This window comes from Dongia sp. (genome assembly GCF_041905885.1).
In the GTDB taxonomy this organism is placed as follows: domain Bacteria; phylum Pseudomonadota; class Alphaproteobacteria; order Dongiales; family Dongiaceae; genus Dongia.
In genome coordinates this window covers 12,960-28,129 of the sequence record NZ_JAYRKD010000003.1, presented here as the reverse complement: position 1 = coordinate 28,129, position 15,170 = coordinate 12,960, and the positions used below count along the sequence as shown (strand labels likewise).

Sequence of the window (15,170 nt, the reverse complement as noted above, 5' to 3'; positions counted from 1 at the left end):
GCGGCGCGGGAATGCGCCAAGCTTCCCGCCATGAAGCTGAAGCCGCTCCCCGCCGAACCCTGCGCGCCGCCGCCAAGCGCCGGCGATCCGCTGGAGCAGGTGCTCGCGTATATCGAGCGGCGGCTGTTCGAACCCTTGAGCGTCGCCTTGCTGGCCGATGTCGCGGGCCTCTCGCCGTTCCATTTCTCGCGCCACTTCACCGCGCGGATCGGCGAGAGCGTGATGGCTTATGTGCGCCGTCGCCGCATGCTGCGCGCTGCGGCCCGGCTCGGCTGCAACCCCGGCGTCGACGACGACTTCGAGGCGCCGGCGCTGATCGACCTCGCGCTCGATTGCGGTTTCGAATCCCAGGAAGCCTTCACCCGCGCCTTCGCGCAGGTCTTCGGCGTGACGCCCGGCCGCTACAAGCGCGACCCCGTCCGCTACCAGGCCGCAGCCATGGAGAAAGCCATGAACCAGATCCCCGCCGTGAAACCCAACGTCACCCGGCTCGAGGGCGTCACCCGCAAGGCTGCTTTTGTGGTCGCGGGATTTTCCGAGCGGATCGCCAAGGACAACATGGCGGCGATCCCGGCGATCTGGCCCAAGCTCCGGGCGCTGATGCCCTTCGACGGCCAGACTTCCCCGGTCTGCTACGGCCTCTGCTACGGGTCCAATGAGGAGGAAGGCAGCTTCAGCTACATGGCCGCCGCCGAGATCGCGCCGGGGAAGAAACCGCCCGCCGCGCTCACCTTGATGCAGGTCCCGGCCCAGACCTATGTGGTCTTCCGCATCACGCTCGCCGCGGGCGAGATCCACCCGCAGATGCGGGCGGCGATGAAATACATCTTCACCGAGGGCCTGCCGAACTGCGGTCGCAAGCCCAGCGGCGGCATCGACCTCGAGGTCTACGGCGAACAGTTCAACCCGGAAAAGGCCGGCTCGGTGCTGGATTTCTACATTCCGGTGGAGCCCTAAGTCGTCATGCCCGAGCTTGACCCGGGCATCTCCATCCAGGCCTCACCAGTGCAGGTACTTGTCGATGGTCCAGAGCCAGGTGCCGTCGCTCTGGCGGCGGGCCACCTCGGCGGTCATTTTGCCGTCCGCCATCCGGGTCCCGGTCAGCGCCAGGTCGCCGTTGACCACCGCCGGCGCCTGCTGGCCCATCCGGAACTTCCGGCCGGAGGCGCAGAGCTCGGCGAAGAAGGCGCGGATCTCGCCATGGCCGCGGATCAGGCGGACCTCGGTCTTGTCCCCCTCGGCGACGTCGATGAGGGCCTCGGGCTCGAACAGGGCGACCATGCCCTCGACGTCGCCCTGGTTCTGACGGACGACCAGCAGGCGCTCCAGATCCTGCGGATCGCGCGCCGGCTCGCGGCTTTGAATGCCCATGACTTTGCTCCCTGAACGCCAATCCCGGCAGTCTAGAGCGGGCGGGCGCCCCTGACCACACGCCCCGAACGCGCGGGTGCCTTGCCACCCGCCCCGCCCCATGACACGATCCGCCCCAAGCAAAATTCACCCTCCGGAAACCGCCGGGAAACTCCATGTCACGTCGTTTCGCCTGGGCCAAGCTGCCCGACGAAAAGCTTCTAAAACTCAAGGTCAAGGACCTGAAGCTCACGCTCGAGGGGACGTGGCTCGAGGAGTGCCTGGACGACCTCCACGGCGAGTTGGAGAAGCGCGGCATCCGCGTTCGGCCGCATGCCTGGCTCAGCGACGAGTGGTTCAGCTCCGAAGCCTCGCCCGGCATCGCCGTCCCCTTCTACCTCGCGCACCCGCGCCTCACCCGCCTCGAGCGCAAGAAGATCATTGACGTCGAGGGCGGCTCCCGGGCCGAATGCATGGCGATCCTCCGGCACGAGACCGGGCATGTGATGCAGCATGCCTATCAGCTGCAGCGCCGCCGCCAGTGGCAGAAGCTGTTCGGCAAGTCCTCGGAGACCTATCCGGATTATTACCGGCCCAACCCGGGCAGCCGCTCTTACGTGCAGCATCTGCGCCTCTGGTATGCCCAGAGCCACCCCGACGAGGACTTCGCCGAGACCTTCGCGGTCTGGATGGGTCCCAAGCACAAATGGCGCAAGCGCTATGCCGGCTGGCCGGCGCTGAAGAAGCTGGAATACGTGGACGAGCTGATGGCGGAGATCGGCGACGCCAAGCCGGGCCTCACCACCCGCGCCTTCGTCGACCCGGTGAGCAGCTTGAAGTTCACCCTCGGCGAATACTACGAGCAGAAGCAGGCGCGCTACATGACCCGGCCGCCGACCGTGCATGACCGCGACCTGAAGCGGATCTTCTCCGACCAGCCGCGCCATCGCAACGCTAAGAAAGCGTCAACTTTCCTGCGCGAGAATGGGCCGGAGATCCGCCGCATGGTCGCGAAATGGACCGGTCAATACCAGCTGACCCTCGATGCGCTCCTGGACGAGATGATCGCCCGCTGCCGGGCGCTCAAATTGCGCGCGCCGGGCTCGCAGCGCCGCATGATGGTGGACTTCACCGTCCTACTGACCGCGAAGACCGTGCAATCCCTCTATAGCCCGTCACGCCGATGGTTCGCTCTCTAAGGCCGCTCAACATCCTGGTCCTGGTGCACCCCGAGCTGGTGCCGCCCGACTCATTGAAGGGCTACAGCGACAAGGAAGTGCACGTCTTCAAGACCGAGTATGACGTGATCTCGACCCTGAAATGGCGCGGCCATGATGTCCGCCCGCTGGGCCTCAAGGACGAGCTGAAGCCGATCCGCGACGCGATCGACGGCTGGACCCCGCATGTGGTGTTCAACCTCCTGGAAGAGTTCCACGGCCAGGCGACCTACGACCAGAACGTCGCCAGCTTCCTCGAGCTGCTGCGCTTGCCCTACACCGGCTGCAACCCGCGCGGCCTGATGCTGGCCCGCGGCAAGGCGCTCTCCAAGAAGCTCACCTCCTACCACCGCGTGCCGACGCCGGCCTTCACCGTCATCCCGATCGGCCGCAAGATCCAGCGCCCGGCGCGCCTTACCTTCCCGCTGATCGTGAAGAGCGCCACCGAGGATGCCTCTTACGGCATCGCCAAGGCCTCGCTGGTGAACGACGAAGAGAAGCTCAAGGAACGCGTCACCTTCATCCACGAGAAGATCGGCACCGACGCGCTGATCGAGCAGTATATCGACGGTCGCGAGATCTATGTCGGCGTCATCGGCAATGAGCGCCTGCGGGTGCTGCCGGTCTGGGAATTGAACTTCGGCGACGCCCAGGAAGACGGCAAGAGGATCGCCACCGCCGCGGTGAAGCACGATCTCGAATATCAGCAGCGCCACAACGTGACCGAGGGCCCGGCCAAGGGTCTGGCGCCGGAAACCGTCGCCCGCATCCAGCGCCTCGCCAAGCGCATCTGCCGCACGCTCGAGCTGGACGGCTATTCCCGCATCGACTTCCGCTTGGCCGAGGACGGCACGCCCTATTTCATCGAAGCGAACCCCAACCCCGAGATCGCCAAGATCGAGGAATTCGCGCGCGCGGCGGCGCATGACGGGATCAAGTATTGGCAGCTGCTGGAACGCATCTGCCAGCTTGGCATCAGCCGCACCCGCGCGATCACCGAAGAAGCCCCGATCGCGCCCTAGCCGCAGTCGTTGCCGGAATAGGTGATAGCTTCGATCACGCCGGCATCATTTGCGACGAAGTCGATATCGCAATAAGCATCCGCAGACGGCGTTACAAACTGGACGCGGGATTGCATGCGCCGGTCGTCGACCAGAAGCCCGAGAAACGTGCCTGGATAGGTTTTGCCTTTCAACCCGCGCCAACCGCCGAGACGATAGCGATAGATATTTCCCGCTGCGCCATCCGGACGCTCCACAACCAGCCGCCGATCATCTTGCGCCCCGAGCAGTTCAGATACCGGGGCATGCATCCAGGTCTCTGCATAGGGCCGGTTCGCTGTCGGTTCGGTGAACGCCGCGTAGAAATGCAGACCGATCCATAGGACAAAAAGGAGCAGAGCGACTTTGCAGATCGTTGCAATCCGGTCAATCCAACGGATCATCACCGATCCCGCTCTATCGCCCGTGTCGATTCCCGAACATGCAAGGTGCAATGCAAGCGGATCCGGGCCGACTTGGCGTTTCCGCCGGCGAGGCGCTGGAGCAGTAGGCGCCAGGCTTCGGTCGCCATCTCCTCGACCGGCTGGGCAACCGCGCTGATATAGGGATGCAGCACCGCCATCCAGTCGGAATCGTCGATGCCGATCAGCGAAATGTCCTGCGGCAGTTCGAGGCCGACGGCGCGCATCGCGCGGATCGCACCCAGGGTCGCGGCATAGCTCGCCGCGAAGATCGCAGTCGGGCGGTTGGGGCGCCGGAGCTCGCGTTCGACCGCGGCGCGGCAGGATTCGACGTCGAGCCCGCCGGTCACCACCCGCGCCCGCTTGGCCGCGCCCGCTTCCTCCAGCGCCCGGCGATAGCCGGCGATGCGGTCGGCGAAATTGGCGAGCTTCGCGTCCATCACGATCATCGCGATGTCGCGATGCCCCAGCTCCAGCAGATGCTTGCAGCCGCGATAGGCGCCGTCGATGTTATCGGCGGCGATCGTGTCGAAGCCGGCGAGGCCGAAGCCGCGGTCGACCAGCACGGTCGGCGGCAGCGCGCCGATCGGGTGGCTGACCGCCTCGACCTCGTCGCGCGAGGGCGCCACGATCAGGCCGTCGATCCGGCGGTCGAGCAAGGTGCGGATCCGCGCCGCCTCCAGCTTCGGGTCCTCGTTGGAGCTGGCGAGCAGGATCTGGTAGTCGCTCTCGCCCGCCAGCTCCTCGATGCGATGCACCAGGGCCGCGAAAAACGGGTTGGTGATCTCGGGCACGACCACGCCGATGGTGCGGGTCTCCTTGCGCCGCAGACTGGCCGCCAGCGCATTCGGCCGATAGCCGAGCGACTTCACCGCGGCCAGCACCCGCTCCCTGCGGATCTCCGCCACCGGCCGCGTGCCGTTGAGCACATTGGAGACCGTCGCCGGCGCGACCTTGGCCAGCCGCGCGACGTCCTGGATCGTCGGCACGCGAGTCTTCCTTGGTTCGCCGCGCTTCGGCTTACTCATCTCAGGTTCTCGCAACCGGCATGCTGCGCAGCCGCGCGGCGATGGCGGGATCGGCGCGCCGGCACATGACCGGCGGCAGGCCTTTGAGGATCAGCTCGGCATCGGCCACGGTCATGCGGCCGATCTGGTGCAGCGCCTCTTTCATCCCGCCGGTGCGGTGCGCCGAGAGCAGCAGCCCCTCGATCTTCCGCACCGGATCGTCCGCGGCGACGGGCTCGACCGGAAACACGTCGGTCGCGGCGCGGATATGCCCGGAGCGCACCGCGTCGAGGAAGGCCGGGAAATCCACCACCGCGGCGCGGCTCATCAGCAGGAAGCAGGCGCCCTTCTGCATCCGCGCGAACTCTTGGCTGCCGATGAAGCCCTGGTTCTCGGTGGTGACGCTGGCAAAGCAGAAGACCACGCGCGAGGTCGCGAGCACTTCGTCGAGGCCGGCAGGTTCCGCATCGGCGTTGCGGATCACATCCGCCGGCAACCAGGGATCATAGACCTTGACCGGGTTGCGGAACGGCACGAGCAGTGCTCGCAAGTGACGCCCGAGATCGCCGAAGCCGATGATCCCGACCGAAGCGCCGGCAAACATGAAGCTCGCTTCATTGGCGGCGAGGCCATACTTCTCGGTCCCGGCGCGGAAATCGCGGTCGGCCGCGGTGATGCCGCGGGCTAGATCGATCGCCATCGCCAGCGAGGATTCCGCCACCGCGGCAGCAAAGGACGAGGTCGGGCTCAACACCCAGATGCCGCGGGCCTGGGCCTCGCGGTAGTCGATGTTGGGCAGGAAGTTGGTCTCGACGTTGAAGATGGCTTTCAGCTTCGGCGCGCGGTCGAGCCGCGCCTTCGGCATGTCGGTCTGGCCGATCAGGATCTCGGTCTCGGGCAAGAGGCGGTCGACCTCGGCCTCCGACATCGGCTTCGCCTCGGAGATGACCAGCCGCCCGAGCGCGTCGAGCCGCCGGCGCACGTCCGGCTCGCAGATGACGTCGATCGTCCGCGGCAGTGGATCAATCAGAATCAATGGACGGTCGGGCATGCCGCCGGCGTCCTCCCCCCGGAATCTTTATAGGTGCACCCTCGTCGGCCCTCGGGCGGGACCGTTCGATCAGACGCTAACCGGGAAATTCGCCGTTGGAAATCGATTTAATTTGCTGCGGCGCAAGAAGACTAGAGGAAGCGCAGCGCCAGCTTGACCAGGCTCGGCACCAGCACCGGGCGCAGCAGCCGGCTGTCATACTTCGCCATCCGCCGGTCGTTCTCGGCGAGGCAGAGCCGCATCAGGTCGGGCACCTTCATATCGACCGCCAGCGACTTGCTGGTGGTCATAGTGAAGTTCTGGTCCTTCTTCTTGTCGCCCTGGCTGCCCTTGACTTCGCGCGCGGTGTCGAGCCGACCCTTGATGCGGCCGAGGAAGCAGGCGACGCAGCGCAAGTTGAACCAGAGCCGCGCCGGCCAGGAGAGCTGCCGGCGATGCCAGGCCAGCCAGTTCACGAAGAACAGGATGTGCCGCGCCTCTTCCTGGATCACCGGCTCGAAGGTCTCGACCAGCGCCTCCGGAAAGAAGCCGGACCGGCGGGCGACGTCGAACAGCCCGAAGGCGAAGAAGCTGTCGATGCATTCCGCATAGCCGGTCCGCATGAACGCCCATTCGGCATCGCGTGGCGCCGGATAGGGCGGCTCGGGATCCAAGGTGATGCCGTAGAAGGCGACCATCTTGGAGAGCACTTCCTTGTGCCGCGCCTCCTCGCCGCCATCCATTAGAATGGCTTCCTTCAGCAGCGGATCGCTGACCGCCTCGCCATAGGTCCGGACCGCAATCGAGGCGCGGCCCTCGATCTGCACCGCGATGTTCCAGATCGGCAGGCCGGTCAGGCGCTTGAAGGCCTCCTCCTCCAGCTTCGGCCAAGGAATGACCGCGGGCCGATAGGGGTCATGGGTGTCGAGCAGCATGCGGCAGAACAGCCGCTTGTGCTCTTCCGAGCCGAGTTTCAGGGCCGGCCGGCCTTCACCGGTCGATAGAATCGGTTGTGCGGAACTCTGGTCGGCCATGCTCTTTGATCCGGGCGGGAATGGCGGGAAAGATCGCCACCGGCCGCTGCCCTGTCAAGCCGCGCACCGGCGATTCGATCTGGCAAAACCCCGGGATTCCACGAGACTTCCGGCACTGGCAAGGCCGGATCGAAGCCCTATATCCTGTTCGCACCCCATGGAGGAGCCCCGATGAGCGCAGCCGCCAAGAAGATCCCCGGCCCCGACCATCCGATCGCCATCCAGCCGACCCTCGACAGGGTCGCGGTCAGCTTCTCCGGCAAGACCGTCGCCGATTCCGCCAACGCACTCACCCTGCGCGAAGCCAAATACGCGCCGGTGCAATACATCCCCAAGCGCGACGTCCGGATGGAATTGCTGACGCCGACCGCGCACAAGACCTACTGCCCCTACAAGGGCGATGCCTCCTATTTCAGCATCAAGGTCGGCGACCGGACGGTGGAGAACGCGGTCTGGTGCTACGAGACCCCCTATGACGCCGTCGCCGAAATCGCCGGCCACCTCGCCTTCTACCCGGACCGCGTCGACAGCATCGAGATCAAGAAGGCCGAAGACTAAGTTCTTGCGGGCCTCTGCACCGTCATCCAGCAGCGAAGTGCCGGGATGACGGCGGCGATTTCACCCGCTACACTCGCCCCAACAATCCTAAAGACAGGGGCAATCCCATGGCGAAGCGAGCGAGCACGCGGCCGGCCGGGCGCGTGATGTTCACCGGCGGCAGCGGCAAGGCCGGCAAGCATGTCGTGCAGTATCTGGTGGACAGCGGCTATCAGGTCCTGAACCTTGATTCGAAGCCGCTGGACAATCCCAAGGTTCGCACCCTCATCACCGACATCACCGATTCCGGCCAGGTGTTCAACGCGCTCTCCAGCTACATGGGCCTGCACGAGTTCGATCCCTCGCTCAGGCCGCAGCAGGTCGATGCCGTGGTGCATTTCGCGGCGATCCCGCGGATCATGATCACCCCGGACAACGAGGTATTCCGCGTCAACGCGCTCGGCACCTACAACGTGGTCGAGGCCGCTGTGAAGCTCGGCATCCGCAAGATCATCGTCGCCTCCTCCGAGACCACCTACGGCCTGGTCTTCGCCAACGAGCCGAAGGACCCGGACTACCTGCCGCTCGACGAGGAATACGACGTCAACCCGATGGACTCCTACGCGCTCTCGAAGATCGTCAACGAGCAGACCGCGCGCGCCTTCGCGACCCGCAGCGGCTACGACATCTACGCGCTCCGCATCGGCAATGTGATCGAGCCACATGAATACCAGCAGAACTTCCCGAAGTTCTTCAAGGATCCGGGCGGCCGCAAGCGCATCATGTGGTCCTACATCGACGCCCGCGACTTGGGTGAGATGACCCGGCTCTGCCTGGAGAAAGACGGCCTCGGCTACCAGGCCTTCAACGTCGGCAACGACGACTGCTCCTCCGACCTGCCGACCGCCGAGCTCTTGAAGCGCTTCTACCCCAAGGTCAAGGTGAAGCAGAAGCTCGGCAAGTATGAATGCCTGTTCTCCAACCGCAAGGCGCGCGACCTGCTCGGCTTCCGGCCGCAGCATTCCTGGCGGAAATACGTGAAGGTGTGACGCCAGACACCCTCCCCGGTTGCGTTGCCGCTTGATCCCGGAAGGGAGCGGCGTAGAACAGTCCCCGAGACTTGCGGGGGAAACATGCGGAAAGCTGCGTCCGGGACCATGCGTGGATACCGGGCCGCTGTTGCGGCCGGCGCGGGGCTGGCTGCAGCCGTGCTGTTCTGCAGCCCCGCGGCGGCAGGCCCTTGCGCTCCGCCGCCGCCGGACGTCGTCACCGTCACCTATTCGACGCAATCCAGCAGTGCACTGGAGGATGGTTTCGAGGACGGCAAGCTCGACCGCCACTGGTCGCTGAAGCATATCGACGCGAAGAGCCATGCCTATACGACGGCGATCGTGCGCGAGGGCCGGCAGGCGCTATTGCTCACCGTGCGCCACGGCGACAAGCAGGCGACCGGCGCCGAAGCCGATCGCTGCTCCGAGCGCGCCGAGATCATGGAGCCTCCCTATGCGATGCTGGGGATCGGCCCGGACGTCTGGTACGGGTTCGCGCTCTATCTGCCGGCCGACCTGCCGCCGATCGACCGCCGCCTGATCCTCGCCCAGATCAAGCAGCCGAGCGCCGGCATCATCCCGACGGACCACCCGGCCGCGACTCCCGGCTATCGCAGCGGCAATCCCGTCGTGGCGCTCCGCCTGCGCGAAACCAAGAGCGCCGCGGGCGAAGACCTGCTCTGCTTCAGCGTGACGCCCGGCAATGACGGAGAGACCCATAAGCAGCATATCGCGATCGTCGAATTGAAGCGCAGCGACGCGGTCGGCCGCTGGCACAACATCGTGCTCCACGCCAAGATTGTGCCGATGGATGCGGTGAAGAGCCGCCTCGACTTCTGGTTCGACGACCAGGCGGTGCCGCGCCAGCCCGACATGCAGAAGCCGATCGCCATCGGCTATGCCCAGGCGGAACCGACCAGCTATTTCAAGATCGGTCCCTATCGTGACCAGGCCAAGCCCGGCAGCGCGGAAGTGGATAAGCCCTGGACCTTCGGCCTCGACGCCTTCAAGCGCGCCATCGGCGCCGAATCCTACGCCGAAGTCGCGCCGCCGGCGATCCGGGACGCGCAGCCCTTGGGCCCGACCTCGGCTTGCGAGAAGGCGCTCCGGCGCGCCGGCTAACCCAACGCCGATAGCGCGGTCGCCTCGGCGTCGGAAACGACGATGCCGAACCTCTCCTGCAATGCGGCCGCGAGCGCCTTGGCATCACCCAGCACCTGCGTCTCCACCGTGCCATCCGGGCGGCGCGTGCGCAGCTCCTTGTTGAACAAGGTGTAGCGGCAGCTTTCGCCGGGAATTGCGGCGATCACGTTGTTGGCGAAGAACGATTCCGGATGGGTCGCGGTGTACCAGTTGGCGTGCAGGAAATCGATCGGTTGCTGCGGGTGCAGGGTGAAGCGGTAGAGCACGCCCCACTGCCCGGCCATCAAGGCTTCGAGCTCCAGCTCGCCCTCCGCGGTGCGGCGCAGGCGATAGGGCTCGTGGGTGGTCGGCTGCTCCAGGTTGACGGCGAAGCTCAGCGGCTGGGGCGGCGTCTGGCCGCCGAAGGCGACGTCGGCCAGGAATAGGCCTTCCTCGAGATCGACCATCAGCAGCATATGGCTGCGCGGCGGCAGGCTGGAATCCTTGCGCTCCCAGAGCACCCGCGCCGCCAGCGGCGTCGCCGTGAAGCCGAGTGTCAGCAGCGCATACATGAAGAGCGCGTTGCTCTCGAAGCAATAGCCGCCGCGCCGCCCGGCGACGATCTTCTGCATCAGCGCGGCGGGATCGAGCTGGATCGGGCGCTTCAGCACCACATCCAGGTTCTCGAACGGCACCGCATAGAGATGCGCGCGGTGCAGGCCACGTAGGGTCTCCAGGTTCGGCTCTCGCGGCCCGGCATAGCCGATGCGCGCGAGGTAGGCGTCGAGGTCGATCACGGTCAGGCCTTCACCGCCTCCGCCTCGATCTCGCAGAGCAGCTCCGGCATGGCGAGGCCGGCGACCACCAGGAAGGTCGAGGCCGGACGATGGCCCTGCATGGCTTCATCGCGGATCTGCCGCACCAACCCGACCGACGTGCGATCGGTGACGAAGGTCGTGACCTTCACCAGGTCGGTATGGGTCATGCCGCCGGCCTTCAGCACCTCGATGAGGTTCTTCCAGGTCTGACGGAGCTGGGCCTCCATGCCTTCCACGACCTTGCCCTCCCTGGTCATACCGATCTGGCCGGAAATGACCAGCCGCCGCCCGCCGGCCGGAACCAACACTCCCTGGCTGTAGTTCGAGGCGGGGGCGGTGATGCTGCTCGGGTTGATGAAGTCCATGATTCAGCTCCCATTTGTCGTCTCGCGAGACATTAGCCCAGGATTTCATTGAGCGGAATGGCGTCAGGGGAACCCTGACGCAATGGCCCCTTTGCATATCAGGATAGGTAATCGGGTGTTAACGCCTCGCTGACTATGCTGCGTCAACCCATCCGCCACAGCTTTCAAAGAAGGTCTTCTCGAAATGCTTCGTCGCCTTTCGCCCGGTCGCCTGTCGATCGCAAGTCGCATGACCGCCGCCAACCTGGCCGGGCTCATCCTCATGAGCATCATCCTGGTCGCAGTCATCTATCGCCTGGTCGCGGCCGAGATGGAGCGCCAGACCGAGGACAAGCAGGAGACCAGCATGAAGGTAGCCTGGCAGGTCCTGAAGACCGCCGGCACCGACTACCGGATCGACGGCGACAAGATGTATGCCGGCGACGTGGTCCTGAACGGCAACGACGCGCTGGTCGATGAGATCAAGGCGATTGCCGGCGGTACCGCCACCATCTTCATGGGCGACACCCGCATCGCCACCAACGTGATGAAGCCCGACGGATCGGGCCGCGCGGTCGGCACCAAGCTCGCCAAGAACGCCGCCAACGAATCCGTGCTGGGGAACGGCAAGCCGTTCCGCGGCCAGGTGCCGATTCTCGGCGAGATCTATTTCACCGGCTATGACCCGATCAAGGACAAGGACGGCAAGACCATCGGCATCCTCTATGTCGGCGTGAAGAAGTCCGAGTTCTTCGCGGTCGTCGATCGCATGCTGTGGAGCGCCGGCATCGCCGCGGCGATCCTGCTGGTTGTGCTCGGGCTCGCCGCCTTCTTCACCACGCGCTGGCTGCTCGGGCCCCTCGCCCGCATCCGTTCGGCGCTGGAGGCTCTCGGCGCCGGCCGCGCCGACACCGAGGTGCCCTATCGCGCGCGCCAGGACGAGATCGGCGCCATGGCGAAATCGGTCCAGGTCTTCAAGGACAGCATGATCGAGACCGAGCGGCTCCGCGCCGAGCAAGAGACGTCCAAGCTGCAGGCCGATGCCCAGCGCCGCGAGCAAATGCTGGCCCTGGCGCAGCGCTTCGAGGCGACCGTAGGCGGCATCGTTGGCGAGGTTGGGAGTTCCGCGGCCGAATTGCAGAAGACCGCCCGCGCCATGGCCAACAACGCCGAGGAGGCCTCGCGCCAGTCGGCTTCGGTCGCGACGGCATCCGACCACACTACCGCCAGCGTGCAGACCGTCGCCGCGGCAACCGAGGAGCTCTCCTCCTCGATCCGCGAGATCGGCGGCCAGGTCCAGGAATCGACACGCATCGTCGGCACCGCGGTCAGCCAGGCCGACCAGACAACCACGCAGGTCCAGGGCCTCTCCGACGCCGCGCAGAAGATCGGCGACGTGGTGCGCCTCATCAATGACATCGCCAGCCAGACCAATCTCCTGGCGCTCAACGCGACGATCGAGGCGGCCCGCGCCGGCGAGGCCGGCAAGGGTTTCGCCGTGGTCGCCTCCGAGGTGAAGACGCTGGCCACCCAGACCGCCAAGGCGACCGAGGAGATCGCCACCCAGATCCGTGCCATCCAGGATGCGACTGCGGGCTCCGCCGCCGCGATCCAGGAGATCAGCGCCACCATCAACCGGGTGAACGAGATCTCGACCACCATCGCCTCCGCGGTCGAGGAACAGGGTGCGGCAACCCAGGAAATCTCCCGCAGCATCCAGCAGGCCGCCGACAGCACCGTCACGGTCAGCTCGAACATCGCCAGCGTGACCCAGGTCGCTGCCCAGACCGGCGACGCCGCCGGCCTGGTGCTGACCTCTGCGGAAAAGCTCTCGCAGAACGGCGCCGTGCTGAGGACCCAGGTGGAAGGGTTCTTGAGGGAGCTGCGGGCTTAAGTCTCGGTCGTCATGCCCGGGCTTGGCCCGGGCACCCCTGAGTTTCCTTTGTCGATATTGGGGTAACTCAGGGGATCCCCGGGCCAAGCCCGGGGATGACGACTCAACGAATCAGAACACCGAACAAAGCCGCAGCGAATCATAGATCGCCGCGTGGATATTCCGGCTAGCGACCGCGTCGCCGACCCGGAACAGCTGATACGTCCCTGCAGCATTGCTGGCGATCTCCTGCGGCCGGCATTCGATCAGCGCGGTCTGGTCGATCTCGCCGCGGTTGCGCGACCCGTCCTTCAGCCCGAAATAGAGTTCGTCCGCCGGCAGCGAGCCGTGGCAGGCGATGACCTGATCGACCCGGCGCTCCACGGTCGATTTGTCATAAGCGTTGTGGAAGCTGGCCACTATCTGGTTGCCGTCGCGGCGTAAGCCCGTCAGGCGCAGGTTCAGGGTCTGCGTCACCTTGGCCTGATAGAAGGCTTTATAGAAAGCCGGGTAATTTAACCCGCCGACATCGACGCCGAGCACGCGTTCCGGCGTCACGATCTCGAGATTCTTGGCCTTGCCGGCGATGAAATCCGCCGAGGACAAGGCCTCGGTGCCGCCCTCGTCGTCGTAGAACAGCACGTTGTCGCCGACCGCCACCTGGCCGCTCAGCACATCCCAGGTCGTCGTCGCGAGATCGTCGGAGCCGGGGAAGAAGCCGGGATTGGGCAGGCCGCCGGTCGCGATCACCACGACATCCGGATTGAGCGCCTGCACGTCACCGGACTCGGCGAAGACGCCGGTCTGCAGATCGACCCCGAGATGCTCCACTTCGGCGACCAGCCAGTCGATGATGCCTACGATCTCTTTCCGGCGCGGCGCCTTGGCGGCGATCAACACCTGCCCGCCCGGCTTCTGCGCCGCCTCGAACAACGTCACCTGATGCCCGCGCGCCGCCGAGACGCGCGCCGCTTCCAGTCCCGCCGGCCCTGCCCCCACGACGACGACGCGCTTCTTCGCCGCCGCCGGCGCAACAACATGCGGCATGGTTTGCTCGCGCCCGGTGGCGGCGTTGTGCAGGCACAAGGCCTCGCCGCCCTGATAGAGCCGATCGATGCAATAGCCGGCACCGACGCAGGGGCGGATGCGCGTCTCCTCGCCCCGCATCACCTTGGCCACGATATGCGGGTCTGCCATATGCGCGCGGGTCATGCCGATCAGATCGACCGAGCCGCTGGAAATCGCATGCCGCGCCGTCGCCACGTCGGCGATCCGCGCCGCATGCAGGATCGGCACCTTGAGCTGGTCCTTTACCCGCTTCACCATCTCGAGATGGGGTGCGGCCGGCGTGCCCATCACCGGGATCACGTGGCTGATCGCCTCGTCGCTCTCGATATGGCCCTTGATCACGTTGACGTAGTCTATCAGCCCGGCATCCTGGAAGCGCCGCGCGATCTCAAGGCCTTCCTCGAACTTCAGCCCGTCCTCGAGATCGGTCTCGTCGATCACCATCCGGATGCCGAGGATGAAATCGGATCCGGCCTGGCGCCGGATTTCCTGCAGCACCGCCAGCGGGAAGCGCATGCGGTTCTCGAGGCTGCCGCCGTAGTTGTCGTCGCGCTTGTTGGTCGCGGGAGAGAGGAAGGCATCGAACAGATGGCCGTAGGATTCGATCTCGACCCCGTCCAGGCCGCCCTCGCGGCAGCGCCGCGCGCCCGCGCCGTAGGCCTTCACGATCCGCTCGATCTCGAAATCCTCCATCACCTTCGGAAAGGCGCGATGCGCCGGTTCGCGCACCGCCGAAGCCGAGACCACAGGGAGCCAGTTCTCCTTGTTCCAGTTGGTGCGTCGGCCGAGATGGGTGATCTGGCACATGACATGGCAGTCATATTCATGCACCGCGTCGGCCAGCTGCTTGAACCAGGGGATGATCGCATCGCTGCCGGCGCGCAGGTTGCCGAAGGCCTGCGGTGAATCCACATCGACCGTGGCCGAGCCGCCGATCATGGTCATGGCGCAGCCACCCTTGGCCTTCTCGACGTGATAGAGCCGGTAGCGCTCCTTCGGCAGCCCATCCTCGGAATAGGCCGGCTCGTGGCAGGTCGAGATCACCCGGTTCTTCAAATGGAGATGCCGCAGCTTGAAGGGCTGCAGGAGCGGATCCTTGGACGCCGATGCAGCGGCCTTCGGAGGGTTCGTGGCAGGCTGGCTCATGGCCCAAAGAATGCACAGCCACCGGAACGAAATCCAGTCCGAACCACTTGGAAAAGCGCGGAAAATCCGCTTGCCGGTTGCGCTTGACTTGGATCAGGGGGAGACGCAAGGTC

Annotated in this window: 15 protein-coding genes; 7 read left to right on the top strand and 8 right to left on the bottom strand. The window is 65.7% G+C overall.

The window, feature by feature from the left end; genetic code table 11:
* Positions 1-30 precede the first annotated feature (30 nt).
* On the top strand, positions 31-957 hold the full coding sequence (locus tag ACH2CY_RS03410; protein WP_395015956.1) for a helix-turn-helix domain-containing protein: 927 nt from the start codon (positions 31-33) through the stop codon (positions 955-957).
* 42 nt (positions 958-999) lie between these two features.
* On the opposite strand, the gene ACH2CY_RS03405 is transcribed toward ACH2CY_RS03410, so the two are convergent.
* Complete coding sequence (locus ACH2CY_RS03405) at positions 1,000-1,371, bottom strand: YybH family protein (RefSeq protein ID WP_395015954.1); 372 nt, start codon at positions 1,369-1,371, stop codon at positions 1,000-1,002.
* A 155-nt stretch (positions 1,372-1,526) separates the two neighbouring features.
* On the opposite strand from ACH2CY_RS03405, the gene ACH2CY_RS03400 reads away from it, so the two are divergent.
* Both ACH2CY_RS03400 and ACH2CY_RS03395 read left to right on the top strand, forming a co-directional pair.
* Positions 1,527-2,549: a putative zinc-binding metallopeptidase gene (locus ACH2CY_RS03400; protein ID WP_395015953.1), complete on the top strand. Its 1,023-nt coding sequence runs from the start codon at positions 1,527-1,529 to the stop codon at positions 2,547-2,549.
* A complete protein-coding gene (locus ACH2CY_RS03395; RefSeq protein ID WP_395015951.1) occupies positions 2,534-3,589 on the top strand; it encodes an ATP-grasp domain-containing protein in 1,056 nt (351 codons plus the stop codon). Before ACH2CY_RS03400 ends, ACH2CY_RS03395 begins: the two co-directional genes overlap by 16 nt.
* Here ACH2CY_RS03395 and ACH2CY_RS03390 read toward each other — a convergent pair.
* The 4 genes from ACH2CY_RS03390 to ACH2CY_RS03375 all read right to left on the bottom strand — a co-directional run bounded on the left by ACH2CY_RS03390 (position 3,586) and on the right by ACH2CY_RS03375 (position 7,100).
* Positions 3,586-4,011 carry a hypothetical protein gene (locus tag ACH2CY_RS03390; protein ID WP_395015948.1) on the bottom strand — a complete coding sequence of 142 codons (426 nt, stop codon included), beginning with the start codon at positions 4,009-4,011 and terminating at the stop codon, positions 3,586-3,588. The genes ACH2CY_RS03395 and ACH2CY_RS03390 overlap by 4 nt on opposite strands.
* Positions 4,011-5,057 carry a LacI family DNA-binding transcriptional regulator gene (locus ACH2CY_RS03385; RefSeq protein WP_395015947.1) on the bottom strand — a complete coding sequence of 349 codons (1,047 nt, stop codon included), beginning with the start codon at positions 5,055-5,057 and terminating at the stop codon, positions 4,011-4,013. Before ACH2CY_RS03385 ends, ACH2CY_RS03390 begins: the two co-directional genes overlap by 1 nt.
* 1 nt (position 5,058) lies before the next feature.
* On the bottom strand, positions 5,059-6,087 hold the full coding sequence (locus ACH2CY_RS03380; protein ID WP_395015945.1) for a hydroxyacid dehydrogenase: 1,029 nt from the start codon (positions 6,085-6,087) through the stop codon (positions 5,059-5,061).
* A gap of 131 nt (positions 6,088-6,218) precedes the next feature.
* A complete protein-coding gene (locus ACH2CY_RS03375) occupies positions 6,219-7,100 on the bottom strand; it encodes a ferritin-like domain-containing protein (RefSeq protein ID WP_395015944.1) in 882 nt (293 codons plus the stop codon).
* Positions 7,101-7,271: 171 nt separating this feature from the next.
* Here ACH2CY_RS03375 and ACH2CY_RS03370 point away from each other — a divergent pair, with 171 nt between their 5' ends.
* The 3 genes from ACH2CY_RS03370 (at position 7,272) to ACH2CY_RS03360 (ending at position 9,808) form a co-directional block, all read left to right on the top strand.
* Positions 7,272-7,658, top strand: coding sequence for a DUF427 domain-containing protein (locus tag ACH2CY_RS03370; RefSeq protein WP_395015941.1), 387 nt, complete (start codon positions 7,272-7,274; stop codon positions 7,656-7,658).
* Positions 7,659-7,765: 107 nt separating this feature from the next.
* The gene (locus ACH2CY_RS03365) at positions 7,766-8,686 is read left to right on the top strand and encodes an NAD-dependent epimerase/dehydratase family protein (RefSeq protein ID WP_395015940.1); all 921 of its coding nucleotides are present in this window, start codon (positions 7,766-7,768) and stop codon (positions 8,684-8,686) included.
* A gap of 108 nt (positions 8,687-8,794) precedes the next feature.
* Complete coding sequence (locus tag ACH2CY_RS03360) at positions 8,795-9,808, top strand: heparin lyase I family protein (RefSeq protein ID WP_395015938.1); 1,014 nt, start codon at positions 8,795-8,797, stop codon at positions 9,806-9,808.
* Here ACH2CY_RS03360 and ACH2CY_RS03355 read toward each other — a convergent pair.
* Both ACH2CY_RS03355 and ACH2CY_RS03350 read right to left on the bottom strand, forming a co-directional pair.
* The gene (locus tag ACH2CY_RS03355; protein ID WP_395015936.1) at positions 9,805-10,605 is read right to left on the bottom strand and encodes an arylamine N-acetyltransferase; all 801 of its coding nucleotides are present in this window, start codon (positions 10,603-10,605) and stop codon (positions 9,805-9,807) included. The two genes, ACH2CY_RS03360 and ACH2CY_RS03355, sit on opposite strands and share 4 nt — an antisense overlap.
* A 2-nt stretch (positions 10,606-10,607) precedes the next feature.
* Complete coding sequence (locus ACH2CY_RS03350) at positions 10,608-10,991, bottom strand: RidA family protein (RefSeq protein ID WP_395015934.1); 384 nt, start codon at positions 10,989-10,991, stop codon at positions 10,608-10,610.
* A gap of 229 nt (positions 10,992-11,220) precedes the next feature.
* Between ACH2CY_RS03350 and ACH2CY_RS03345 the strand changes: the two genes are divergently transcribed.
* Positions 11,221-12,864: a methyl-accepting chemotaxis protein gene (locus ACH2CY_RS03345; protein WP_395015931.1), complete on the top strand. Its 1,644-nt coding sequence runs from the start codon at positions 11,221-11,223 to the stop codon at positions 12,862-12,864.
* A 111-nt stretch (positions 12,865-12,975) separates the two neighbouring features.
* Here the strand turns inward: ACH2CY_RS03345 and ACH2CY_RS03340 are convergent, their stop codons facing one another.
* The gene (locus tag ACH2CY_RS03340; RefSeq protein WP_395015929.1) at positions 12,976-15,057 is read right to left on the bottom strand and encodes an FAD-dependent oxidoreductase; all 2,082 of its coding nucleotides are present in this window, start codon (positions 15,055-15,057) and stop codon (positions 12,976-12,978) included.
* Positions 15,058-15,170: the final 113 nt, after the last annotated feature.